A 22,431-nucleotide genomic window follows, 5' to 3' on the forward strand; every position below is an offset into this window, starting at 1 on the left:
GGTCAAGCCTGCTTCCAGAAGGCTTGACCGCGAACATAGGATCTCGACTCTACCCTCGGCCGCTCCGTTATCATCCCCGCATGACGTCTGCTACCCATCCGCGCCCGATCCGGCCGTTGCCGGAGATCCTCATCAACCAGATCGCCGCTGGCGAAGTGGTCGAACGTCCCGCGTCGGTGGTCAAGGAGCTGGTCGAGAACGCGATCGATGCCGGCGCCAGCCGCGTTGATATCGATCTTGAAGAGGGCGGTGTCCGCCTGATCCGCATCCGTGACAACGGCAGTGGCATCGCACCGGAACAGTTGCCACTGGCGGTCTCACGCCACGCCACCAGCAAGATCGCCGATCTGGACGATCTTGAATCGGTGGCCACGCTCGGCTTCCGTGGTGAGGCGCTGCCCTCGATCGCATCGGTCAGCCGCTTCACCCTGTCCTCGCGCCGCGCACATGACGAACATGGTTCGGCACTGCAGATCGAAGGCGGCAAGATCGGCGAAGTGACCCCGCGCGCGCATGCGCCCGGCACCACGGTGGAAGTGCGCGAGCTGTTCTACAACGTGCCGGCGCGGCGAAAGTTCCTGCGCGCAGAACGCACCGAACTGGGCCATATCGAAGAATGGCTGCGTTCACTGGCGCTGGCGCGGCCGGATGTCGAACTGCGCGTGTCGCACAACGGCAAGGCCTCGCGCCGCTACAAGCCGGGCGATCTGTATTCCGATGCGCGCCTGGCCGAAACACTGGGCGAGGATTTCGCCAACCAGGCCGTGCGTGTGGATCACAGCGGTGCCGGCCTGCGGCTGCACGGCTGGATCGCGCAGCCGCATTATTCGCGGGCCAGTGCCGACCAGCAGTACCTGTACGTCAACGGTCGCTCGGTGCGCGACCGTAGCGTCGCCCACGCCGTGAAGATGGCCTATGGCGATGTGCTGTATCACGGCCGCCAACCGGCCTACGTGCTGTTCCTGGAACTTGACCCGACCCGCGTCGACGTCAACGTGCATCCGGCCAAGCACGAGGTGCGCTTCCGCGACTCGCGGCTGGTCCATGATTTCGTCTACCGCACCCTGAAGGATGCGCTGGCCGATACCCGCGCCGGCATGTCGGTGCAGGACATCGGCGCCGGCTCCGCGCATCCGGTGGATGCAGGCGCGGCACCGATGCTCTCCAGTGCGGGCGCCTCCGGTTTCGGTCTGGTACGCGGTGCCGCACCGGGGGCCGGTTCGAGTGGTGGCGGTGGTGGATTCTCGGGTTGGCGCCCGCAGCAACCGCTGGGATTGCAGGTGGCCGATGCACCGGCGGCTTATGCCGCGCTGTATGCCGCACCGGCCGGCGCCGAACGCGGTGCTGCGCTGCCGCCGATGCCGACCGAGAACGGGCTGCCGGTCACCAGTGCCGACGCTGGCGTGCCACCGCTGGGCTACGCGATCGCGCAGCTGCATGGCATCTACATCCTGGCCGAGAACGCCGAAGGCCTGATCGTGGTCGACATGCATGCGGCACACGAACGCATCGGTTACGAGCGGCTGAAGAACGCGCACGATGGCATCGGCCTGCAGTCGCAGCCGCTGCTGGTGCCGATCACGCTCGCAGTGGGCGAGCGCGAAGCCGACACCGCCGAGAATGAAAGTGAAACCCTGGCCGCACTGGGCTTCGAAGTGACCCGTGCCGGTCCCGGTGCGCTGCACGTGCGCAGCATTCCGGCGCTGCTGGCGCATGCCGAACCGGAAGGCCTGCTGCGCGATGTGCTGACCGACCTGCGCGAACACGGCCAGAGCCGGCGCGTGGCCAGTGCACGCGACGAACTGCTGTCGACCATGGCCTGCCATGGGGCGGTGCGCGCCAACCGGCGCCTGACCGTGCCGGAAATGAACGCGCTGCTGCGCGACATGGAAATCACCGAGCGGTCCGGCCAGTGCAACCACGGCCGGCCGACCTGGGCCCGTTTTTCGCTGGCGGAGATCGACCGCTGGTTCCTGCGCGGACGTTGAGGGGAGCATCGATGCGTTATCGGGGAATGGGCGGCCTGCTGGCCGCTTTGGTGTTGGCCGCCTGCAGCCCGGCAACGCCGCCGGCACCGGCCTCGGCCGCGGAGGATCCGTCCTATGCCGCCGAGCAGCAGCAGTGGCGGGTGGCACGCTATCAGGACCTGACCCGGCCCGATGGCTGGACCGCGCTGGTCGGCCTGCACTGGCTGCAGAACAAATCCCACTTCGTCGGCAGCGGCGCGACCAATGGCATCCGCCTGGCGGTTGGGCCGGACAAGCTGGGCCTGCTGCGCCGTGAAGGCAGCCAATGGTGGTTCACGCCCGAAGCCGGTGTGGATGTCAGCCATGATGGCCAGCCGGTGCGCGGCCGCATCCGCATCGACACCGACAAGGATGCGCAGCCGACGCTGCTGGCTTTCGATGGCGGCAAAGGCCAGCTCAGCATCATCCGCCGCGGTCCGCGCGATGCGCTGCGGGTCAAGCACGCCGATGCGCCGGCACGTCGCGATTTCGGTGGGCTGGAGTACTGGCCGGGCGGCCCGGACTGGCAGGTGCAGGCGCGCTTCATCGCGCACCCGCCGGGCAAGACCCTGCCCATCGTCGACATCACCGGCCTGACCACCGAAATGCCCAATGCCGGCGCGGTCGAGTTCCAGCGTGATGGTCGCAGCTGGCGGCTGGAGGCGATCGGTGCGCCGGGGCAGCCGCTGTTCCTGATCTTTGCCGATCGCACCAGTGGCCGTGGCAGCTATCCGGCCGGTCGCTATCTGGATACCGATGCCCCCGCTGCCGATGGCACCGTGCGCATCGATTTCAACCATGCCTACAACCCACCGTGTGCGTTCACCGCCTACGCGACCTGCCCGTTGGCGCCACCCGAAAACCGGTTGGACCTGCGTGTGGAAGCAGGCGAGAAGGCGTACCACCTGCCTGAAGGAGAAGGCTGATATGCCGATCAGATCCCTGTTGCGTGCCTCCGTTCTGTTGGCGGCCTGTGCGCTGGCACCGCTGGTTGCAGCGCGTACCGTGCAAGCCGATACCACTGGCGCAGCGGCGGCCAAGCCGCCGGTGCCGTTGCTGTGGAAAGTGACCGGTCCGGGCGATTCGCGCCTCTACCTGCTCGGTTCCTTCCACCTGCTGAAGCCGCAGGACTACCCGTTGTCGCCCGATGTCGAACAGGCGTTCGAGGCTTCGCAGCGGGTCGTGTTCGAACTGTCGCCGGAAGACATGCAGTCGCCACAGTTGGCCAGCCGCATGGTGCAGGCTGCGGTGCGCACCGATGGCAGCGAGCTCAAGCGCGATCTCGATGCCGCGACCTGGCAGAAGCTGCAGGTGTTCGCCACCGAAAACAAGCTGCCGCTGGCGCAGATGCAGGGGATGAAGCCGTGGTTTGTCGGCCTGAGCATTTCGGTCGGGCAGATGCAGAAGCTGGGCCTGGACCCGGCACTGGGCCTGGACCGTCACTTCATGGAGCGTGCGCAGAAGACCGGGCGCAAGACTGCGGGACTGGAAGACATCGACACCCAGATCGGCATGCTCGACGGAATGACGCTGCAGGAACAGCGGCAGATGCTGGCCGAAGCGCTGGACCAGGCCGGCAAGGCCGACGAGCAGGCACGCCAGCTGCACGACGCCTGGCGCCGCGGTGACGAGCGCGTGCTGTGGACCCGGATGGCGGCGGAAATGCGCCAGCAGTATCCGCAGCTGTATCAGCGCATCAATACCGGCCGCAATGACGCCTGGGTGCCGAAGCTGCTGCCGTACCTGCAGGCAGGGCAGGGCGGTACGCTGGTGGTGGTGGGCACGCTGCACCTGCTGGGCAACGACGGCGTGGTCGAGAAGCTGAAGGCGAAGGGTTACAAGGTCGAGCGCGTATGCACGGGGTGCAAGGCGAAACGCTGACGTATCGTTGGCGCGATGCCAAACAAAACGGCGCGCCAGGGGCGCGCCGTTTTCGTATCAGCCGTTGCAGCAGCTCAGCGGCGGGTCTTGCCACCGGTGCCGGTGCCCGGTTCGTTCGGCTTGTTGCCGGTACCTGCGCCGGTTCCCGTTCCGGTGCCGCCCGGACGCGGGCCACCGAAGCCGGTGCCCATGTTGCGCTGGAATTCCTGCCACAACTCCAGGTTGCGCTCGGTCAGCTGGTTCATCATCGCCCACGGGGTCTGGCCCAGCAGGTTGCCCATCTGCTGGCGGAACTGCTGCTGCTGGTCGAGGAAGACCTGCATGCTGCGCTCCAGGTAGTTGCCCATGAAGCCCTGCAGGGAATCGCCGTAGAAGCGGATCAGCTGGCTCAGCAGCTGGGTGGACAGCATCGGTTCGCCGTCCTGTTCCTGGTCGGCGATGATCTGCAGCAGGACCGATCGCGTGAGATCGTCGCCGCTCTTGGCGTCGCGGACTTCGAAGTCTTCACCGTCCAGGATCAGCTGGCGCACGTCCTCGATGGTGATGTAGCTGGAGATCTCGGTGTCGTAGAGACGGCGGTTCGGATACTTCTTGATGATGCGGGTCGCAGCCATGAAGCGGTACTCGTCACAGTAGACGCGCAGCATGGCGCAGTGCAGCAGCCGTTGCAACCGCCTCAGCCCCCGCCAGGCTTGGCTTTCGGCGGCGATCATGTTGCGCAACAAGGGTTTGCGTGCTGCGCAGCATGACTCTTGGCAGGGGCCGGCGGCGTTCGCCGCGATGGCCCGCTGCGCGGCTTACCAACCCATATGGTGGCCGCCGTTGATGTCCAGGTTGCTACCGGTGATCCACGAGGCTTCATCGGCGACCAGGAACGAGACGCCGTAGGCGATTTCCTCCGGCTTGCCCAGGCGTCCGGTGGGGATGTCGGCGATGATCTTGGCACGCACCTCCTCCGGCACCGCCATCACCATGTCGGTAGCGACGTAGCCGGGCGAAATGGTGTTGACGGTGATGCCAAAACCGGCGTTCTCGCGGGCCAGCGAGATGGTGAAGCCGTGCATGCCGGCCTTGGCCGCCGCGTAGTTGGCCTGACCGTACTGGCCCTTCAGGCCGTTGATCGAGCTGATCTGGATGACCCGGCCCCAGCCGCGGCGGCGCATGCCCTCGATGACCGGACGGGTGACGTTGAACACCGAATTGAGATTGGTGTTGATCACATCGTGCCACTGGTCCGCGCGCATGCGGTGGAAGGTGGTATCGCGGGTGATGCCGGCGTTGTTGACCAGGATCTCGACCGGACCCAGTTCGGCCTCGACGGCGCGCACCAGTGCTTCGGCGCTGTCCGGATCGGAGACATCGCCCGGGAAGATCGACACGCTGTAGCCGCGTTCGGTCATCGCCTGCTGCCAGGCGCGGGCCTTGGCCTCGTCGCGGTAGTTGGTGGCGACCCGGTGGCCCTGGTCGGCCAGGCGTTGGCAGATGGCGGTACCGATGCCGCCGGTTCCGCCGGTGACCAGTGCGACGCGAGATGTCATGGAGTGCTGTCCGGGTATCAGGTGGGGGAAGGGTGATTCTGCAACATCGGCGCGGAAAGTGCGCCGGCAGGCAACAGGATGTCGCTACGCGGCAACCGCGCCGGGTCGAGGGCCCGCCGAGCGGCGGCCAGCAGCGCGTCCAGATCGTGTGCCTGCGCCAGCGCCTCAGGGGCTTGGCCGAGCAGCTGCCAGAGCTGGCGCAGCACCGGCAGCGGGCATTCGCTATCCACCGGCAGCGCCGCCAGTGACTTGGACAGCTTGTGGCCCGGTGTATCCAGCAGCAGCGGCAAGTGCCAGTAGCGCGGCACCGCCAGGCCCAACGCCTGCTGCAGCAGGATCTGCCGTGCGGTGGAGTCGAGCAGGTCGGCACCGCGCACCACTTCGGTCACCCCCTGCGCGGCGTCATCGACCACCACCGCCAGCTGGTAGGCCCAACAGCCATCGGCGCGGCGCAGCACGAAGTCGCCGACCTCGGCATGCACGTCCTGCTGCTGCGGGCCGCGCAGGCCATCGTCGAAGTGCACAAGGCTGCCGGGCGGCACGCGGAAGCGGACGGCCGGGTCCGGTCGTGGTTGCCGGGCTACGCAGCGGTGATGGATGCCGCCGCTGGCAGCCAGCTCGCTGCGGCTGCAGTGGCAGACAAAGGCCTGGTCGCTGGCGAGCAGTTCATCCAGCGCGGCCTGGTAGGCCTCGCCGCGCGTGCTCTGCCAGAGTACCGGGCCATCGTGGACCAGGCCGAACGCGGCCAGCGCCTGCAGCTGTGATTCCGCCGCACCGGGCACGGTGCGCGGCGGGTCGACGTCTTCGACGCGCAGCCGCCACAGGCCGCCGTGATGGCGGGCGAGCAGCCAGCTGCCGAAGGCGGCGAGCAGGGATCCGGGGTGGAGCAGGCCGGTCGGCGAAGGGGCGAAACGGCCGCAGGGAATGGGGGAGGTCATGCTGGCTGAATCGTCGGTCAGGTTGGCGCTTGAATTCAAGCTGACCGCACCGCAAATTGATCGATATCGACCCCTTCCGAGCCGGAATTTCCCATGTTCACCCGTATTGCCCTCTTCCTGGCCACGAACTTTGCCGTGCTGATCCTGGCCAGCATCGTGATGTCGCTGTTGGGAACCGACCCCAGCAAGATGAGCGGCCTGCTGATCATGGCCGGCATCTTCGGTTTCGGTGGCTCCTTCATCTCGCTGCTGCTGTCCAAGTGGATGGCCAAGCGCTCCACCGGTGCGGTGGTCATCACCGAGCCGCGCAACCAGACCGAGCGCTGGCTGCTGGCTACCGTCGAGCGCCAGGCCAAGGCGGCCGGCATCGGCATGCCGGAAGTGGCCGTGTACGAAGGTCCGGAGATCAATGCCTTCGCCACCGGTGCCAACCGCAACAACGCGCTGGTGGCGGTGTCCACCGGCCTGCTGCACAACATGAGCGAAGACGAAGCCGAAGCGGTGCTGGGCCACGAGATCGCCCACGTCGCCAACGGTGACATGATCACCATGGCGTTGCTGCAGGGTGTGCTGAACACCTTCGTGATCGTGCTGGCGCGCGTGGTTGGCGGCATCATCGACAGCGCGCTGTCGGGCAACCGCGAAGGCGGCGGCCGCGGCTTTGCGTACTACATCATCGTGTTCGTGCTGGAGATGGTGTTCGGCCTGTTCGCCACCATGATCTCGATGTGGTTCTCGCGCCATCGCGAGTTCCGCGCCGACGCAGGCGGTGCCTCGCTCGCCGGCCGCCAGAAGATGATCGCCGCGCTGGAGCGCCTGCAGCTCAACCACGGCCAGAGCACGCTGCCGACGCAGATCGCGGCGTTCGGTATTGCCGGTTCGACGGCGAAGAAGCTGTTCATGAGTCACCCGCCGCTGGAAGAGCGCATCGCCGCGCTGCGGGCGTCGACGGTGGCGTAAGCCTCCGTACTTCCACGGTAGCGCAGGAACGCCTGGCCTCGCGCCGGGCGTTTTTGTTTGTGCGCGCACGCATCGGTGGTGCCGGGATCATTTCCGCGACCGCGGAGGGGTGTCACTTTCTTTGCTCGTGCAAAGAAAGTAACCAAAGAAACACGCCGCCGGGGCGCGAGCCGATGCTGCGCATCGGTACCCTGCGCTCCTCGGTCCGTCGAGGGACGGTGCGGGAACTCGCTGCGCTCAGACACCCGCACCTCTTCGCCCTCGCCGGACCTGCGGTGCTCGGCTCGCTCAAGGCGGACTGGAAGGTCAAGATCAACGGCAACGGCAACGGCAACGGCAACGGCAACGGCAACGGCAACGGCATCCACGCATGGCGTGGACCTACTGGGTGCAGCTGTGGCATTTGACCTTGGGTCCGCCTTCAAGCGAGCCGAGCATCGCAGGGGAATCAGGGGCGAAGAGGCGCCGATGTTTGAGCGCAGCGAGTTCGGCGCCGTCCCCTGATTCGCCGAGAAGCGCAGGGTACCGGCGCGTAGCGACGGCTCGCGGCTGGCGGAGCGTTTCTTTGGTTACTTTCTTTGCGCGCAAAGAAAGTGACACCCCTCCGCGGTCGCGGAAACGAATCTCCGTGCGCACAAACGAAAACGGCACCTTCGCAGGTGCCGTCTCCATGAACCGCGTCTACGCGCAGATCAGAACTTCGCGTCGAACTCCGCCGCGTAACCGGTGTTGACCAGCACCTTCTGCAGCGACTCGGCCACCTTCAGGTTGCCGGCCACGATCTGGTGGGTCTCCGGACCGCGGTTGTCCATGCGGCCCAGGGTCGCGCCCTTGAAGTCGCAGACCTTGCCACCGGCCTCGCGGACCAGCAGCAGGCCGGCAGCGATGTCCCAGGCCTTCACGCCGGCTTCGAAGTAGGCGTCGGCGCGGCCGCAGGCCACGTAGGCCAGGTCCAGTGCAGCCGAGCCGGTGCGGCGGATGTCTTCGCCGTGCACCAGCAGGGCGTCGACCGCCTTCAGCTGAGCGCTGGCGCGGTTGCGCTCACGCGGAGCGAAGCCGGTGTGGATCATGGTGCCTTCCAGATCCTTGCGTTCGGCCACGCGGATGCGGCGGTCGTTCAGCACGGCGCCGGCGCCACGGCTGGCGGTGAACAGTTCATTGCGCAGCGGGTCGAAGATGACCGCATCGGTCGGCTCGCCGTTCTCGACCAGGGCGATCGACACGCAGTAGTGCGGCACGCCGCGCAGGTAGTTGCTGGTGCCGTCCAGCGGGTCGATGACCCACATGTGGCGACGCTCGCCCTGCACGCCGCCTTCCTCGCCGAATACACCGTATTCGGGGTAGGCGCGCTTGAGTTCCTTGACGATGACCTTTTCCGCGTCCGCATCCACTTCGCTGGCGTAGTCCATCCGGCCCTTCTGCACCACGTTCAGTGCCTCGAGCTTGTTGATGTTGCGCAACAGGACGTTGCCGGCGAGGCGGGCGGCCTTGACCATGACGGTTACGGCGGGTTTCTGCATGGCGTGGGCTCCCGGAAAGGCAGAAGAGATGGACTGGCGGGGGAAAAGAGCGGGTCCGGCGCAGTGGCCGGCCGCACAGTTTACCATTGGTCATCGTCCAGCTCGACCTTTTCCCTGTTCATGTCCCAGTTTCCTGCCGCCACCCGCCTCCGATTCGTCCTGGTCGGTACCCAGCACCCCGGCAACATGGGCGCCGCCGCCCGCGCCCTGAAGACCATGGGCCTGGCCCGCCTGGTGCTGGTTGCCCCCGAAAAGCCACTGGACGAGGAGGCCTTCCGCCGCTCGGCCGGTGCCGAAGACGTGCTGGGGGATGCCCCGGTGGTGGCCACCCTGGCCGAGGCGGTGGCCGATTGCCGCCTGGTGCTGGGCTGCACCGCCCGCGCACGCCGCGTCCAGCTGGAGGAGTACCTGCCGGCCGATGCCGCTGCCCGCGCGGTGGCCAAGGCCGGCGAGGGCGCCGAGGTGGCGCTGGTGTTCGGCCGTGAGCGCACCGGCCTGACCAACGAGGAACTGCAGCTCTGCCATGCAGCGGTGCACATCCCGTCCGACCCGGAGTTCAGCTCGCTCAACCTGGCTGCCGCCGTGCAGGTGCTGGCCTATGAAACGCGCATGCAGCTGCTGGGCGCGCAGCCGGCCACCGATGCCGAGCCCGGCTTCCGCGAACAGGCGGCCAGCCACGAGCAGATGGAGAGCTTCTTCGCCCAGCTTGGCGACACGCTGGACGAGATCGATTTCCACAAGGGCCGCGCCCCGGAATCGGCGATGCGCAAGCTGCGCCGCCTGTTCCTGCGCAGTGAGCCGAGCGAGCAGGAAGTGCGCCTGCTGCGCGGCATCCTCGCCGACACCCAGCGCATGGCGCGACTGGCCCAGGCAGGCGGCAAGGACAGCTGACGACGTTCTCATTTTTTCGGGTAGTCTGTCCGGATACCCAGGGGGGATGAAGCCTGTGTCGGGTCTGCGAAAGGCAATGCAGGGGGGACTGCTGAGCCTGGCCATGGTCCTGCTGGCCGGGACGGTGCGTGCAGCACCGGACCCGGTGCTGGTGCTGGGCCGGATCAGCGATGATCCCAAGGCCCATTACGAGCAGCTGCAACCATTGCTGGACTACGTGGTGGCGCGCATGCACGACGTTGGCATCAAGGAGGGGAGGATCCTGATGGCACGCGACCCGCAGCAGATGGCCAGCTATCTGCGGCGGGGCAGGGTCGACTGGGTCACGGAAACCTCCGGTACGGCGGTGGCGCTGGGCCAGCGCAGTGGCGCCCGTCCACTGCTGCTGACCGAGCGCAACGGCGTGCGTGATTACCAGACGGTGTTCTTCGTGCGCCGCGACAGCCCGATCCAGCGCGTGCAGGATCTGCGGGGCCATCGCCTGGCCCTGCAGAACACGGCGTCCACCAGTGCCTATCTGGTGCCGGTGATGACGTTGCTGCAGGAGGGCCTGTCGCCCCAGATCCTGGCCGGTGCATGGGACATGCCGGGCCGGGACAGTGTGGGTTACGTGTTTGCACGCAGCGAGCTGAACATCGCGACGTTCGTGCACAAGGGGGTGGTTGACGTGGGGGCGGTGAGCAGCGTGGACTGGAACGACGAGCGGCGGATGCCGGCAGCGTTCCGGCGCGACTTCCGCGAGCTGCTGCGCACCGAGCCCTACCCGCGTGCGGTGGAGATGGTCCGCGCCGACCTTGATCCACGCGTGCGCGATCGCCTGCAGGAAGTGCTGCTGCAGGCAGCCAGCGACCCGCAGGCACAGGGGGCGCTGCATCGGTTTTTTGGCACTTCCGGGTTCCACCGCGTCGATGCGCATGCGCAGCAGCGGTTGGATGAATTGAAACAAGGATTGACGCGCGTGCGGATGGAAGTGGAATGAAGTGGCTTGGCTCGGGGATGCAGGCCCGGTTCCTGCTCGCGATGGGCGGGGCGATGGTCGTGGTGATCGCGATCCTTGCGGTGTTGTTGGGGCGGCAGGCCGCGATGCAGGGCGAGGTGCGCAACCTCAGCGGCGGCGTCATCCATGAATTGTTCGACCGCAGCGTGCGCAGCCGCGGCGAGGCGATGGCGCGTGAGCTGTCCGACGCGCTGGCCAACCCGTTGTACTACCGTGACCTGGACCAGGTGGGCGTACTGGTGCGCAGTACCGCGCGCCAGCCCGTGGTGCGCTATGTACTGGTGTTCGATGAACGCGGCCGGTTGGTACACGATGGCTCGGTCGAGGTGTCTGGATTCGGTCAGCCGATGGCCGATCCACTGGCACCCAAGGCCGCGGCCGCGCAGATGCTGGTCGTGCAGGAGTCACCGAAGGTGCTCGACAACACCATGCCGATCATGATCGGCAACCAGCGCATTGGCGGCGTCCGGGTCGGCATGGCGCTGGATGAGGTGCAGCAGCGCGAGCAGGCGGCCAACGCCACCCTGGGCGAGCGCCTGCAGCAGGTCGGCAGCCGTCACCTGGGCTGGCTGCTGCTGATGCTGGGCCTGCTGGTGGTGATCGGCGTGGTGGTGATCCTGTACGTGCAGCGCACCCTGGTCGCGCCGATCCGTGATCTTGCCGTCGCCGCCCGCCGCATCGAGGCCGGTGACTACCAGACACCCTTGGCCGAGAACACCCGCGACGACGAGGTCGGCGAACTGGTCCGCGGTTTCGCCCGGATGCGCGATGCGATCGCACGCCATGACCGCGAAGTGCGGCGCATGGCCTATACCGACGCGCTGACCGGGCTGACCAACCGGCTGGCATTCCGCGAGGCGCTTGATCATCGGTTGATGGCGGCCCGTGCCGCCAATCACCGGCTGGGCCTTCTGTTCGCCGATATCGACGATTTCAAGCGGGTCAATGACACCCTTGGCCACGAGGCCGGCGATGAGGCATTGCTGCAGTTCGCCCAGCGTATCGGCCGCGCGGTCACCGAGGCCGGGGGCGATGAAGCCCTGCTGGCCCGCTTCGGCGGCGACGAGTTCGTGATCCTGGTCGGAGATGGCGACGTGGCGGCCAATGCGCGGCTGCTGGCCGAAGTGCTGGTGCGCGAGCTGGGCAAGCCGCTGGTGGTGCAGGGCAGGGAACTGTTCCTGGGCACCTCGATCGGCGTGACCCTGTTCCCCGACGATGCTGCCGATGCGACCACGCTGCTGAAGAACGGCGACATCGCCATGTACCAGGCGAAGATGGCCGGCAAGAACTGCTATCGCTATTACAGCCGGGCGATGGACCATGCGGTCGAGCGTCGCGTGCATATGGAACAGGAGCTGCGCGGCGCCTGGGAGCGCGGTGAGCTGCGCCTGGCCTACCAGCCGATCTTCCGCATGCGCGACCGCCGCATGGTCGGCGTTGAAGTACTGCTGCGCTGGCAGCATCCGACACTGGGCACGATCCCGCCCTCGGTGTTCATCGAGGTGGCCGAGCAGAGTGGCCTGATCGAGATCATCGGCCCGAAGGTGCTGCGTGCGGCCTGCATGGAGGCCTCGCAGTGGCCGCGCGGGGCAGCGGGCGATGATCTGTTCGTGTCGGTCAACGTGTCACCGCGGCAGCTGCGTGGCGGCGAACTGCCGGCACTGGTCGCGCAGTGCCTGCATGAGTCCGGGCTGCCGGCGTCGCGCCTGCACCTGGAGCTGACCGAAACCGCCGTGATCGGCGACGAGATGGTTGCCGCGCAGCTGCTGGACAAGCTGCACCGCACCGGCGTGAAGGTGTGGCTGGACGATTTCGGTACGGGCTTCTCCGGGCTCAGTCATCTGCGCCAGGTGCCCGTGGACGGCGTGAAGATCGACAAGAGCTTCGTTGCCGACATGCAGCGCGATCCTGACGACCTTGCGCTGACCACGGCGATCATCGCCATGGCCCACGCGCTGGGCATCACCGTGGTGGCCGAGGGCATCGAGCAGCAGGCACAGTTCGAGCTGCTGGCGCAGCGCGGCTGCGACCTTGGCCAGGGCTACTGGCTGAGCCACCCGGTGACCGCCACCGAAGTGGTGCGGATGATCGAATCGGGCGTCTGACCCCCAAAAAGGGGACGGAGGGAATTAAGTCGCAAATGCATAAGCGACTTAATTCCCTCCGTCCCCTTTTTTGTTACAGCGGGCGCTTGCTTGGGTCGCCGGGCAGTTCGCGCACCAGCTTGGGGATCAGGTAGCCGGACAGGCGTGCGGTCAGGCCGGCAATCAGCGCCTTGGCCTGGGTGTCGTCCACTTCGAAGTGGGCCACGCCCTCGACCCGGTCCAGCTGGTGCAGGTAATAGGGCAGCACGCCAGCAGCAAAGCTGCGCTCGCTCAGGTCCTGCAGGGCCTGCACGCTGTCGTTGACCCCGCGCAGCAACACCGCCTGGTTCAGCAGCTGGGCGCCGGTACCGCGCAGGCGGGCCATCGCTGCGTCCACGCTGGCGTCGAATTCATTGGCGTGATTGGCGTGGACCACGATCGCCAGCGGCCAGGGCAGGCTGCCCAGCCAGGCCAGCAGCTCCTCGTCCACCCGTTCCGGCAGCACGATCGGCAGGCGGCTGTGGATGCGCAGGCGGCGCAGGTGCGGGATTCCGCGCAGCGCATCGGTCAGTTCGACCAGCTTGTGGGTGGCCAGTGACAGCGGGTCACCGCCGGACAGGATCACTTCGTCAATGTCCGGGTCAGCGGCGATGGCGGCTACGGCCTCCTGCCAGCCGCCCTTGGCGGCGTTTTCCGCGCCATAGTCGAAGTGGCGGCGGAAGCAGTAGCGGCAGTTGATCGCGCAGCTGCCGGTGGCGACCAGCAGGGCGCGACCGCGGTATTTCTGGATGACCCCGGTGGCCTTCTTGGCCGCGCCATCGCCCACCGCGTCGAAGCTGAACCCGGGTGCCGGACGCATTTCCTCGTCGACCGGCAGCACCTGGCGCAGCAGCGGGTCGGCCGCATCGCCGGGGCGCATGCGGGCCACGAAGCCCTCCGGTACGCGCAGCGCGAACTGTGCCATGGCCGCCTCCGAGACGCCCAGCGCGGCCGGGTCCAGCTGCAGCCGGGCCAGCAGGGCGTGCGGGTCACGCAGCGCCTGGCGCCAGAGCTGCTGCCAGCGCGCGGGCGTACCTGGCGACTGGGGCCGTGGGAAGGCGGAAAGCTGCATGGAGAGGGGGCCTGCGGTTATCATGGGGGCAGAAAAACAGTCGCCCACCGGCATCCGGTGGGCTTTCCATTCTAACGGCTCGCCGCACCCGCGGCGTTTTTGCCACTCAGGAGTTTACGCATGGCCAGCTACGGCATGAACGACGTCAAGAACGGGATGAAGATCCTGGTCAACAACCAACCGGCCGTCATCATCGACACCGAATACGTCAAGCCGGGCAAGGGCCAGGCCTTCACCCGCGTGAAGTACCGCCTGATCAAGGACGGCCGTACCCAGGAAGTCACCATGAAGTCGACCGACTCGCTGGATGCAGCCGACGTCGTCGATACCGACATGAACTTCATGTACAGCGACGGTGAGTACTGGCACTTCATGGACCCGGAATCCTTCGAGCAGGTCCAGGCCACCAAGGCCGGCATGGGCGGCGCCGAGAAGTGGCTGAAGGGCGAAGAGTCCTGCGTGGTCACCCTGTGGAACGGTGAGCCGATCTTCGTGCAGCCGCCGAACTTCGTTGAACTGAAGATCACCGAAACCGATCCGGGCGTCCGTGGCGACACCTCGGGCGGCGGCGGCAAGCCGGCCACCCTGGAAACCGGCGCCGTGGTCCGCGTGCCGCTGTTCGTGAACCAGGAAGAAGTGATCCGCGTCGACACCCGTTCGGGCGAATACTCCGCACGCGTCAAGTAATCCGGCGCAGCCGGATTACGGTAGTGCCGGCCGCTGGCCGGGTACGCGCCATCGCATTCGCGCTGGCGCTCCCATGATCTGCTTCGGCAGATCATGGGCCCCGCTTCACGAGTCTCCAGACCCCGCCGCTTCGCGGCAGCCCCTGACTCAGGGGCGTGTCCCCCAGAAGTATCTCGCCCCACAGCCAGTGAGCCCGCATGAGCGATAGCCCGCACCTCCCCGAAGCCTGCGACCTGCTCATCGAAGCCGGTTACGTCGTTCCGATCGAGCCGCACGCGGTGGTGCTGGAAGACCATGCCGTTGCCGTGCGTGGCAGTGAAATCGTGGCCATCCTGCCGCGTGCCGAGGCGCGCGCGCGGTTCCGCGCCGCCCAGGTGGTGAGCCGCCCCGAGGCTGCCCTGATGCCGGGCCTGGTCAATGCGCACACGCACAACCCGATGACGCTGCTGCGCGGCGTCGCCGACGACCTGCCGCTGATGACCTGGCTGCAGCAGCACATCTGGCCGGTGGAAGCGGCGGTGATCGGCCCCGAATTCGTTGCCGACGGCACCACTCTGGCCATCGCCGAGATGCTGCGCGGCGGTACCACCTGTGCCAACGAGAACTACTTCTTCGGCGACGTGCAGGCCGCGGTCTACAAGAAGCACGGTTTCCGCGCGCTGGTGGGCGCGGTCATCATCGATTTCCCCACCGCCTGGGCCAAGACCGATGACGAATACTTTGCCAAGGCCGGTGAACTGCACGACCAGTGGCGCACCGATCCGCTGATCGGCACCGCGTTCGCGCCGCATGCGCCCTACACGGTCAACGATGCCAACTTCGAGCGGGTGCGGATGCTGTCCGACCAGCTCGACATGCAGGTGCACCTGCACACCCACGAGACCGCGCAGGAGATCAACGATTCGATCAAGCTGCACGGCCAGCGCCCGCTGGCGCGGCTGGATCGGCTCGGCCTGGTCAACGACCGCCTGATCGCGGTGCACATGACCCAGCTGACCGATGCGGAAATCCACCTGTGCGCCGAACGTGGCGTCAGCGTGGTGCACTGCCCGGAATCGAACCTGAAGCTGGCCTCTGGTTTCTGCCCGGCCTGCGCCCTGCAGCGCGCCGGCGTGAACCTGGCGATCGGCACCGATGGCTGCGCCAGCAACAACGACCTGGACATGTTCAGCGAGAACCGCACCGCGGCGATCCTGGCCAAGGCCGTGGCCGACGATGCGACCGCGCTCGATGCGGCGACCACGCTGCGCGCCTCCACCCTGGGTGGCGCCCGCGCACTGGGCTTCGGCGACCGCATCGGTTCCATCGAAGTCGGCAAGCAGGCCGATCTGGTCTGCGTCGACCTGTCCGCGCTGGAAACCCAGCCGCTGCACAACGTCCTGTCGCAGCTGGTGTACGCCACCGGCCGCCAGCAGGTCAGCGATGTCTGGATCGCCGGCAAGCCGAAGCTGGTGCAGCGCGAGCTGGTCGGCATGGACCTGCCGGGCATCATCGCCAACGCGCGCCAGTGGCGCGAGCGCATCCGTCATATCCGCGCCTGAACCCCGGCGCCGCAAGGACCCCTCATGACTGCCCCCCACGCTTCCTCCAATTTCGATCAGGCCGAGCTGGACAAGTTCGCCGCGCTGGCCAACCGCTGGTGGGACGCTGACGGCCCGCAGAAGCCGCTGCATGCGCTGAACCCGGTGCGCCTGCAGTACGTGGCCGATCGCGTGCCGCTGCGCGGTGCCCGCGTGCTCGACATCGGTTGTGGTGGCGGCCTGTTGAGTGAAGCGCTGGCCCAGGCCGGTGCTGACGTCACCGCCATCGACCTGGCCCCGGAACTGGTCAAGGTCGCGCGCCTGCATGCGCTGGAAAGCGGCGCCAAGGTCGATTACCGGGTGCAGGCTGCCGAAGATCTGGCCGCCGAGCAGCCGGGCAGCTTCGATGTGGTCACCTGCATGGAAATGCTCGAGCACGTGCCCGACCCGGGCGCGATCATCGAGGCCTGCAAGCGCCTGCTGAAGCCGGGCGGCCACCTGTTCCTGTCGACCATCAACCGCACCGCCGCCGCCTTCGCGGTGGCGATCGTCGGCGCCGAGTACGTGGCGCGGCTGCTGCCCAAGGGCACGCACCACTACCAGGAATTCATCAAGCCTGCCGAGCTGGCGCGCTGGCTGCGCGAGGCCGACATGCAGCTGGTGGATGTCAGCGGCATGGCCTACGAGCCGTGGCGCAACCAGGCCCGCCTGAGCAGCCGTACCGACATCAACTACCTGGCCTACGCGGTCAAGCCGGCATGACCGCGGCCCGCTTCCCGCGCGCGGTGCTGTTCGATCTGGACGGCACCCTGCTGGACAGCGCGCCGGACTTCGTCGCCACCTGCGACGCGATGCTGGCCGAGCGTGGACGCGCACCCATCGATCCGGCCGCGCTGCGCCCGGTGGTGTCGAAGGGCTCGCGGGCGATGGTCTCGGCTGCGTTCCCGGAACTGGACGTTGCCGCACGTGACGCGCTGATCCCGGAATTCCTGCAGCGCTACGAAGCATTGATCGGCCAGCACGCAGTGCTGTTTGATGGCGTGGCCGGCATGCTCGCCGCGTTGGACGATGCCGGTACGGTGTGGGGCATTGTCACCAACAAGCCTGAATACCTGGCGCGCTTGATCCTGCCGCAGCACGGCTGGCAGCAGCGCTGTGCGGTACTGGTGGGTGGTGACAGCCTGGCCGAACGCAAGCCGCATCCGCTGCCGTTGCTGCACGCCGCGCAGGCCATCGGCATTGCCGCCGAAGACTGCGTGTACGTGGGTGACGACGAGCGCGACATCATCGCCGCGCGTGCCGCGGCCATGCCGTCGGTGGCGGCGTTGTGGGGCTATCGCCTGCACAGCGACGATCCGCTGGCCTGGCAGGCCGACGTGCTGGTCGAGAACGCCGAACTTCTGCAACTGGCCAGCCTCTGGCCGACCCGGCCGGCAGCCCCGGCCCAGCCGTAAGGAATCACGTAGTGAGCAGTACCGCGCTGGACAGTTTCCTCGACAAGTGGCGCAGCCGTTGGCCGGAATGGTCGGTGGCCGCCCCGTTCGTGGCCGAATCGCAACGCGAGCTTGCGGTGGCGTGGTTCGCGCTGCTGCAGGAATTCGACGACATGCTCAACACCAGCGGCGACCCGTTGCCGGCCGACGCCAAGCTGGCGTGGTAGGGCGAGGAGCTGCGCAGCTGGGCCGCGCATCGTTCGCGCCACCCGCTGGGCCGCCTGCTGGAGCCGGTGCGTGCGCCGTGGGCGCAACTGGCCGAAGCGCTGCCCGATCTGGTTGAAGCGCGTACCGTCGCGCTGGATGCAGCCGGTGCCGAGCGTGCGCTGGCCCATTACGCTGAAGCCGTGGCTGCGGTGGAGGCAGCCCTGTTCGCGGACAAGCCGCGAACTGGCGCCGGTCGTGCGGTGCAGCTGCAGACCCTGGCCCAGCGCCTGCAGGATGCCGGCGTAGCCGGTGTGCCGCGCAGCCTGCTGGACGGTGATGCCAGCACGGCCGCACAGCGCTGGGCGCAGCATCTGTTGAAGGGCTGGGGCAGCCGCGTGCCCGGCCCGCGGCCGCGCCGCGTGTGGTCCAGCCTGGCGCGTGCACGCGTTGCCGCGCAGGCGGCAGGCAAGCCGATCGAAGCCACGCCGGTACGCACCCTGCTGCGTGTGTGGTGGGCTGCGCGCGGCTGATGCCGCTGCGCTCGCCGGGCATGGCCCGGCGCTACCGGGCGCGGTAATCGGGTAGCGCCGGGCCATGCCCGGCGGCCGTTCGTCGCGCGTTACTTCCGTTCCAGCACCAGTAACGGATCGATACGGGTATCGAACCAGTTCATGCCCCAGTGCAGGTGCGGGCCGGTGGCACGACCGGTGGCGCCGACCGCAGCGATCACCTGGCCCTGTTCCACACGGTCGCCAACTTTTACGTCGATGCGCGACAGGTGCAGGAAGTTGGAGCTGACACCGAAACCGTGGTCGAGCAGCAGCGTGCCGCCGGTCAGGTACAGGTCGGGGCCGGCGAAGGTGACGATGCCGGCCGCCGGCGCCTTCACCGGCGTGCCGGTCGGTACCGCGATGTCCATGCCGGAATGACCTGCGCCGGGCTGTCCGTTGTACACGCGTGCGTTGCCGAAGCGGCCGCTGATGCGGCCCTGCACCGGCCAGATGAAGGTCTGGGTGAAGTCGGTGCGATCGTCATCGCGGGCACGCGCGGCGGTCACCTGTGCCTGTTCGCGCTTGATCCGCTCGGCAATCGCCGGCGGCGGGTTGACCGTCTTCGGCGGCACGCCGTTGACCCGCTCGGTGGGCCAGTCGCGCGGGGTCACCGCAATGGTCGCGGTCTCGCTGCCACCGTCAGGGCGTTGCACCTGCACGCGCAGCGGACCCTTCTCGTCGCGGCCGATGCCGAACACCACGCTGCCATAGCCGCTCACCCGCAGTTGGCGGCCGGCGTACTGCACGCGGCTGCCGGCGGGTACCTTGCCGATCACCAGTGCGCCCTGCGATGCGCTGGCCGGGAACACCACGCGGCTGTCGATCAGGCTGCCGATGCCGTCCTGTGCCTGCGCCGACGGTGCGGTGAACAGGGGCGCGGCCAGCAGCAGCGCCCCGATCAGAAGTGCGGAGCGCATCAGCGGTCGTAGGTCATGCGCTGGCCGGCCGGCTCGCCCACCAGTTTGCTGCCGTCCCACACCAGTTGGCCATTGACCCAGGTGGAGGCCACGCGCGAACGGAAGGTCGTGCCTTCAAACGGCGACCAGCCGCACTTGGACAGCACGTCCTCGCGCTTGACCGTGAACGGCACGTCCTCGACCAGCACCAGGTCGGCGAAGTAACCCTCGCGCAGGAAGCCACGTTCTTCCACGTCGAACAGCTGTGCCGGCGCATGCGCGAACTTCTGCACCACCTGCTCGCGGGTCAGCTTGCCTTCGTGCACGCGTTCCAGCGCGGCCACCAGCGCGTACTGCACCAGCGGCAGGCCCGACGGCGCCTGTGCGTAGGGCTTCTGCTTCTCTTCCCAGGTGTGCGGCGCGTGGTCGGTGGCCAGCACGTCCAGCACGTCGTCGGCCAGCGCGGCGGTGATCGCCTCGCGGTCGGACACTTCCTTGATCGCCGGGTTGCACTTGATCAGGTTGCCCTTGGTCGCATAGTCCGGGCGCGCGAAGTGCAGGAAGTGCACGCAGGTTTCGGCGGTGATCTGCTTGCGGCTGCCGTCGGCGCGGATCAGCGGGCCCTTCTCGAACAGCGCCAACTCGTCGGCGGTGGAGATATGCAGCACATGCAGGCGGGTGCCGTGCTTGCGCGCCAGCGACATCGCCAGGCGGGTCGACTTGATGCAGGCCTCGCGCGAGCGGATGTCCGGATGCATGTCCGGGGTCAGCGCGTCGCCGTATTTCTCCTGGAAGGCCTTCAGGTTGGCGTCGATCATCGGCGTGTCTTCGCAGTGCGTGATGATCGGCGTCGGGCATTCGCGGAAGATCGCGTCCAGCGTTTCCGGATTGTCGACCAGCATGTTGCCGGTAGAGGCGCCCATGAACACCTTCACGCCCGGGGCCTTCTTCGGGTCCAGCGCACGGATGGCATCCAGGTTGTCATTGCTGGCGCCGTGGTAGAAGCCGTAGTTGGCCCAGGCGCGGCCGCGCGCGAGCTCGTATTTGGCTTCCAGGATGGTCGAATCCAGTGTCGGCGGATTGGTGTTGGGCATGTCCATGAAGCTGGTCAGGCCACCGGCCACCGCAGCTGCCGATTCGCTGGCGATGTCGCCCTTGTGGGTCAGGCCCGGTTCGCGGAAGTGCACCTGGTCGTCGATCATGCCCGGAAGCAACCAGCGTCCGGCTGCGTCCACCACCTGCTCGCCGTCGCGCGGCGCCAGCCCGTTGCCGATCTGCGCGATGCGGCCGTTCTCGATGCGCAGGTCGCCGTCGAAGGTGCGGCCTTCGTTGACCATGCGGGCGTTGGTGATGAGGGTGGAGGACATGTCAGTGTTTTCCTGTGCAACGGCAAGAGGGGGCGTTGGGGGACTCGGGCACGGGGTCGAAGCCGCCGGGATGGAACGGGTGGCAGCGGCCCAGCCGGCGCGCAGCCAGCCAGCTTCCGCGCAGCGGGCCGTGCCGCGAGATGGCGTCCATCGCGTATTCAGAACAGCTCGGCACGAAACGGCAGCGAGGCCCCAGCAGGGGGCTGATGAAGCGCTTGTAGAAGCGCAGCAGGGCAATGAGCAGGCGCGAGATCACCCAGTCATCTTATGCCAGTTGGCATGAAGGCCGCATTTGTGCAGGATGGGCCGTTGGTCGCATGTCGCCGATGGCCTGCGACCGGTACCAGTACCTTCGGGTGCTGGCCAGGTTCCGTACCGCGCAAGGCGGTCCGTGTTCGTCGGACTGCCTCCAAGGGCGCCTTGACTCCAGGACTGAATGGAGCAGGGGGTCGAGGTTGCTGCTGCGGGTCGGGTAGGCTATAAAGGCCCGCTTTCCCGGGCCCCGGGGAATCCAAGGAAGAGCGTTTCGTGGCTGCTAAAAAAACTGCAAAGAAGGCCGCAACGGCCGCCAAGAAAACCGCCAAGCCTGTTGTGAAGAAGTTGGCGGCAAAGCCCGTTGCCAAGAAACCGGCCAGCAAGCCGGCGACCAAGGCAGCGTCCTCGCAACCGGCGGCCAGGAAGGCCACCGCAAAGAAAACGCCGGTCAAGGCAACCAAGCCGGTGGCGAAGAAGGCAGCAGCCAAGCCGGCGCCGAAGGCGGTGGTGAAGAAGGCTGCGGCCAAGCCGGTCGCCAAACCTGCAGCGAAGAAGGTTGCTGCGGCTAAACCGGTGGCCACGCCTGCCGCTGTAAAGAAAGTCACCAAGAATGTTGCCGCGCCGGCCGCAAAGCCGACCCCGGCCCCCGTAGTGAAGTCCGCACCGAAGCCTGCCCCCAAGCCGGCTCCGGCCAAGCCTGTCCCGGCCAAGACCGTGGCAGTGGCAGCAGCCCAACCGGCCCCCAAGCCGGCCCCGGCCGCCGCTCCTGCTGCTTCGAAGGCCCCGCAATCCAAGAATCCCGTGCCCGTTTCGAAATCGCCTGCCAAAACCGCCGTGAAATCCGATTCCGCCCCGAAGACCGTGTCGCGCCCTGTCGGCAAGGTTGCCGTGGCCGTCGCCGCCCGCTCGGCGGCACCGGCCCCGCGCAGCAAGTACAAGGTGGTCGAGTACAAGACCGACGAGGCCACCGGCCGCCCGATCCTGCCGGCTGGCTACAAGCCGTCCTCGGAAGAGGAATACATGAGCCCGCTGCAGCAGGAGTATTTCCGTCAGCGCCTGCAGAACTGGCGCGCGGACCTGGTGGAAGAGTCCAAGCAGACCATCGAGAACCTGCGCGAGGAAGTGCGTGACATCGGCGACGAAGCCGAGCGCGCGACCCGCGAGACCGAAAACTCGCTGGAACTGCGTACCCGTGACCGCTACCGCAAGCTGATCGGCAAGATCGACAGCACCCTGAAGCGCCTGGAAGCCGGCGACTACGGTTACTGCGTCGACACCGGCGAAGAAATCGGCCTGGAGCGCCTGGAAGCGCGCCTCACCGCCGAACGCACCATCGACGCCCAGGAGCGCTGGGAGCACCTGCAGAAGCAGCAGGGCGACTGATTCCTGATCGTTGTCTGGTCATGCGAAAAACCCGGCCTCGGCCGGGTTTTTTGTTTGACGATGACTCCAGCCCGGTACTTCGCTGGACTGCGCCGTAGCTCGATACAGCAGGTTTATCAAGAGCTTACGCGCGTCCATCATATGCCGGTGCTTTCTGAAACTTGACCCGGTTTTCCCTCGCGCCGCTCCTATCTGGCTCTTGGAAT

Annotated in this window: 21 protein-coding genes and 1 pseudogene; 14 read left to right on the plus strand and 8 right to left on the minus strand. The window is 67.2% G+C overall.

Translation table 11 applies throughout. The features are described 5' to 3' along the window. Positions 1 to 80: 80 nt before the first annotated feature. From mutL to QRO95_RS02975, 3 genes are read left to right on the plus strand one after another with little or no spacing between them, the layout of a single operon-like run. A complete protein-coding gene (gene mutL / locus QRO95_RS02965) occupies positions 81 to 1,988 on the plus strand; it encodes a DNA mismatch repair endonuclease MutL (RefSeq protein WP_121505054.1) in 1,908 nt (635 codons plus the stop codon). Positions 1,989 to 1,999: 11 nt separating this feature from the next. Continuing rightward, entirely contained in the window at positions 2,000 to 2,932 is a 933-nt protein-coding gene (locus QRO95_RS02970) for a DUF1684 domain-containing protein (protein ID WP_049401240.1), read from the plus strand. A gap of 1 nt (position 2,933) precedes the next feature. Then, the gene (locus QRO95_RS02975) at positions 2,934 to 3,887 is read left to right on the plus strand and encodes a TraB/GumN family protein (protein WP_285301632.1); all 954 of its coding nucleotides are present in this window, start codon (positions 2,934 to 2,936) and stop codon (positions 3,885 to 3,887) included. 74 nt (positions 3,888 to 3,961) lie between these two features. Here the strand turns inward: QRO95_RS02975 and phaR are convergent, their stop codons facing one another. From phaR to gluQRS, 3 genes are all read right to left on the minus strand, one after another. Further along, entirely contained in the window at positions 3,962 to 4,501 is a 540-nt protein-coding gene (gene phaR / locus QRO95_RS02980) for a polyhydroxyalkanoate synthesis repressor PhaR (RefSeq protein ID WP_032130258.1), read from the minus strand. 183 nt (positions 4,502 to 4,684) lie between these two features. Continuing rightward, on the minus strand, positions 4,685 to 5,425 hold the full coding sequence (phbB, locus tag QRO95_RS02985; protein ID WP_049423910.1) for an acetoacetyl-CoA reductase: 741 nt from the start codon (positions 5,423 to 5,425) through the stop codon (positions 4,685 to 4,687). 17 nt (positions 5,426 to 5,442) lie between these two features. Beyond that, positions 5,443 to 6,363 carry a tRNA glutamyl-Q(34) synthetase GluQRS gene (gene gluQRS, locus QRO95_RS02990; RefSeq protein WP_285301633.1) on the minus strand — a complete coding sequence of 307 codons (921 nt, stop codon included), beginning with the start codon at positions 6,361 to 6,363 and terminating at the stop codon, positions 5,443 to 5,445. A gap of 93 nt (positions 6,364 to 6,456) precedes the next feature. On the opposite strand from gluQRS, the gene htpX reads away from it, so the two are divergent. Next, positions 6,457 to 7,323, plus strand: coding sequence for a protease HtpX (gene htpX / locus QRO95_RS02995; protein ID WP_049457138.1), 867 nt, complete (start codon positions 6,457 to 6,459; stop codon positions 7,321 to 7,323). A 173-nt stretch (positions 7,324 to 7,496) separates the two neighbouring features. After that, positions 7,497 to 7,730, plus strand: coding sequence for a hypothetical protein (locus QRO95_RS03000; RefSeq protein WP_285301634.1), 234 nt, complete (start codon positions 7,497 to 7,499; stop codon positions 7,728 to 7,730). A 285-nt stretch (positions 7,731 to 8,015) separates the two neighbouring features. Here the strand turns inward: QRO95_RS03000 and QRO95_RS03005 are convergent, their stop codons facing one another. Further along, complete coding sequence (locus QRO95_RS03005) at positions 8,016 to 8,843, minus strand: inositol monophosphatase family protein (RefSeq protein ID WP_049401244.1); 828 nt, start codon at positions 8,841 to 8,843, stop codon at positions 8,016 to 8,018. Between the two features lie 120 nt (positions 8,844 to 8,963). Here QRO95_RS03005 and QRO95_RS03010 point away from each other — a divergent pair, with 120 nt between their 5' ends. The 3 genes from QRO95_RS03010 (at position 8,964) to QRO95_RS03020 (ending at position 12,836) form a co-directional block, all read left to right on the plus strand. Beyond that, complete coding sequence (locus tag QRO95_RS03010) at positions 8,964 to 9,734, plus strand: RNA methyltransferase (protein ID WP_049423915.1); 771 nt, start codon at positions 8,964 to 8,966, stop codon at positions 9,732 to 9,734. 76 nt (positions 9,735 to 9,810) lie between these two features. Next, positions 9,811 to 10,713, plus strand: coding sequence for a phosphate/phosphite/phosphonate ABC transporter substrate-binding protein (locus QRO95_RS03015; RefSeq protein ID WP_032952775.1), 903 nt, complete (start codon positions 9,811 to 9,813; stop codon positions 10,711 to 10,713). Further along, on the plus strand, positions 10,710 to 12,836 hold the full coding sequence (locus QRO95_RS03020) for a bifunctional diguanylate cyclase/phosphodiesterase (RefSeq protein ID WP_032130248.1): 2,127 nt from the start codon (positions 10,710 to 10,712) through the stop codon (positions 12,834 to 12,836). Before QRO95_RS03015 ends, QRO95_RS03020 begins: the two co-directional genes overlap by 4 nt. 73 nt (positions 12,837 to 12,909) lie before the next feature. On the opposite strand, the gene epmB is transcribed toward QRO95_RS03020, so the two are convergent. Next, a complete protein-coding gene (gene epmB / locus QRO95_RS03025; protein WP_285301635.1) occupies positions 12,910 to 13,950 on the minus strand; it encodes an EF-P beta-lysylation protein EpmB in 1,041 nt (346 codons plus the stop codon). Positions 13,951 to 14,046: 96 nt separating this feature from the next. Between epmB and efp the strand changes: the two genes are divergently transcribed. The 5 genes and pseudogenes from efp (at position 14,047) to QRO95_RS25290 (ending at position 18,303) form a co-directional block, all read left to right on the plus strand. Further along, positions 14,047 to 14,613 (plus strand): elongation factor P, encoded by a 567-nt coding sequence (gene efp / locus QRO95_RS03030; RefSeq protein ID WP_014037874.1) that lies wholly within the window; start codon positions 14,047 to 14,049, stop codon positions 14,611 to 14,613. A gap of 197 nt (positions 14,614 to 14,810) precedes the next feature. After that, positions 14,811 to 16,154: a TRZ/ATZ family hydrolase gene (locus QRO95_RS03035; protein ID WP_053460913.1), complete on the plus strand. Its 1,344-nt coding sequence runs from the start codon at positions 14,811 to 14,813 to the stop codon at positions 16,152 to 16,154. A gap of 24 nt (positions 16,155 to 16,178) precedes the next feature. Beyond that, on the plus strand, positions 16,179 to 16,895 hold the full coding sequence (ubiG, locus tag QRO95_RS03040; RefSeq protein ID WP_049401248.1) for a bifunctional 2-polyprenyl-6-hydroxyphenol methylase/3-demethylubiquinol 3-O-methyltransferase UbiG: 717 nt from the start codon (positions 16,179 to 16,181) through the stop codon (positions 16,893 to 16,895). After that, a complete protein-coding gene (locus QRO95_RS03045) occupies positions 16,892 to 17,587 on the plus strand; it encodes a phosphoglycolate phosphatase (RefSeq protein WP_110712927.1) in 696 nt (231 codons plus the stop codon). The genes ubiG and QRO95_RS03045 overlap by 4 nt, the downstream gene beginning before the upstream one ends. An 11-nt stretch (positions 17,588 to 17,598) precedes the next feature. Beyond that, a pseudogene (locus QRO95_RS25290) lies at positions 17,599 to 18,303 on the plus strand (phytoene/squalene synthase family protein). Positions 18,304 to 18,392: 89 nt separating this feature from the next. On the opposite strand, the gene QRO95_RS03060 reads toward QRO95_RS25290, so the two are convergent. From QRO95_RS03060 to yidD, 3 genes are read right to left on the minus strand one after another with little or no spacing between them, the layout of a single operon-like run. Then, on the minus strand, positions 18,393 to 19,241 hold the full coding sequence (locus QRO95_RS03060; protein WP_049401255.1) for a M23 family metallopeptidase: 849 nt from the start codon (positions 19,239 to 19,241) through the stop codon (positions 18,393 to 18,395). After that, entirely contained in the window at positions 19,241 to 20,587 is a 1,347-nt protein-coding gene (locus QRO95_RS03065) for a dihydroorotase (protein WP_010486624.1), read from the minus strand. Before QRO95_RS03065 ends, QRO95_RS03060 begins: the two co-directional genes overlap by 1 nt. Before the next feature lies 1 nt (position 20,588). After that, on the minus strand, positions 20,589 to 20,843 hold the full coding sequence (gene yidD / locus QRO95_RS03070; protein WP_014037867.1) for a membrane protein insertion efficiency factor YidD: 255 nt from the start codon (positions 20,841 to 20,843) through the stop codon (positions 20,589 to 20,591). Positions 20,844 to 21,115: 272 nt separating this feature from the next. Here yidD and dksA point away from each other — a divergent pair, with 272 nt between their 5' ends. After that, entirely contained in the window at positions 21,116 to 22,225 is a 1,110-nt protein-coding gene (dksA, locus tag QRO95_RS03075) for an RNA polymerase-binding protein DksA (protein WP_285301638.1), read from the plus strand. Positions 22,226 to 22,431: the final 206 nt, after the last annotated feature.

It is taken from the genome of Stenotrophomonas maltophilia group sp. Smal13 (genome assembly GCF_030236855.1).
In the GTDB taxonomy this organism is placed as follows: Bacteria; Pseudomonadota; Gammaproteobacteria; order Xanthomonadales; family Xanthomonadaceae; genus Stenotrophomonas; species Stenotrophomonas maltophilia_A.

Bases quoted from the DNA above. Each gene is read 5' to 3' on its own strand.
- mutL (WP_121505054.1), top strand. From the start codon at position 81: ATGACGTCTGCTACCCATCCGCGCCCGATCCGGCCGTTGCCGGAGATC.
- QRO95_RS02970 (WP_049401240.1), top strand. From the start codon at position 2,000: ATGCGTTATCGGGGAATGGGCGGCCTGCTGGCCGCTTTGGTGTTGGCC.
- QRO95_RS02975 (WP_285301632.1), top strand. From the start codon at position 2,934: ATGCCGATCAGATCCCTGTTGCGTGCCTCCGTTCTGTTGGCGGCCTGT.
- phaR (WP_032130258.1), bottom strand. From the start codon at position 4,501: ATGGCTGCGACCCGCATCATCAAGAAGTATCCGAACCGCCGTCTCTAC.
- phbB (WP_049423910.1), bottom strand. From the start codon at position 5,425: ATGACATCTCGCGTCGCACTGGTCACCGGCGGAACCGGCGGCATCGGT.
- gluQRS (WP_285301633.1), bottom strand. From the start codon at position 6,363: ATGACCTCCCCCATTCCCTGCGGCCGTTTCGCCCCTTCGCCGACCGGC.
- htpX (WP_049457138.1), top strand. From the start codon at position 6,457: ATGTTCACCCGTATTGCCCTCTTCCTGGCCACGAACTTTGCCGTGCTG.
- QRO95_RS03000 (WP_285301634.1), top strand. From the start codon at position 7,497: ATGCTGCGCATCGGTACCCTGCGCTCCTCGGTCCGTCGAGGGACGGTG.
- QRO95_RS03005 (WP_049401244.1), bottom strand. From the start codon at position 8,843: ATGCAGAAACCCGCCGTAACCGTCATGGTCAAGGCCGCCCGCCTCGCC.
- QRO95_RS03010 (WP_049423915.1), top strand. From the start codon at position 8,964: ATGTCCCAGTTTCCTGCCGCCACCCGCCTCCGATTCGTCCTGGTCGGT.
- QRO95_RS03015 (WP_032952775.1), top strand. From the start codon at position 9,811: ATGCAGGGGGGACTGCTGAGCCTGGCCATGGTCCTGCTGGCCGGGACG.
- QRO95_RS03020 (WP_032130248.1), top strand. From the start codon at position 10,710: ATGAAGTGGCTTGGCTCGGGGATGCAGGCCCGGTTCCTGCTCGCGATG.
- epmB (WP_285301635.1), bottom strand. From the start codon at position 13,950: ATGATAACCGCAGGCCCCCTCTCCATGCAGCTTTCCGCCTTCCCACGG.
- efp (WP_014037874.1), top strand. From the start codon at position 14,047: ATGGCCAGCTACGGCATGAACGACGTCAAGAACGGGATGAAGATCCTG.
- QRO95_RS03035 (WP_053460913.1), top strand. From the start codon at position 14,811: ATGAGCGATAGCCCGCACCTCCCCGAAGCCTGCGACCTGCTCATCGAA.
- ubiG (WP_049401248.1), top strand. From the start codon at position 16,179: ATGACTGCCCCCCACGCTTCCTCCAATTTCGATCAGGCCGAGCTGGAC.
- QRO95_RS03045 (WP_110712927.1), top strand. From the start codon at position 16,892: ATGACCGCGGCCCGCTTCCCGCGCGCGGTGCTGTTCGATCTGGACGGC.
- QRO95_RS03060 (WP_049401255.1), bottom strand. From the start codon at position 19,241: ATGCGCTCCGCACTTCTGATCGGGGCGCTGCTGCTGGCCGCGCCCCTG.
- QRO95_RS03065 (WP_010486624.1), bottom strand. From the start codon at position 20,587: ATGTCCTCCACCCTCATCACCAACGCCCGCATGGTCAACGAAGGCCGC.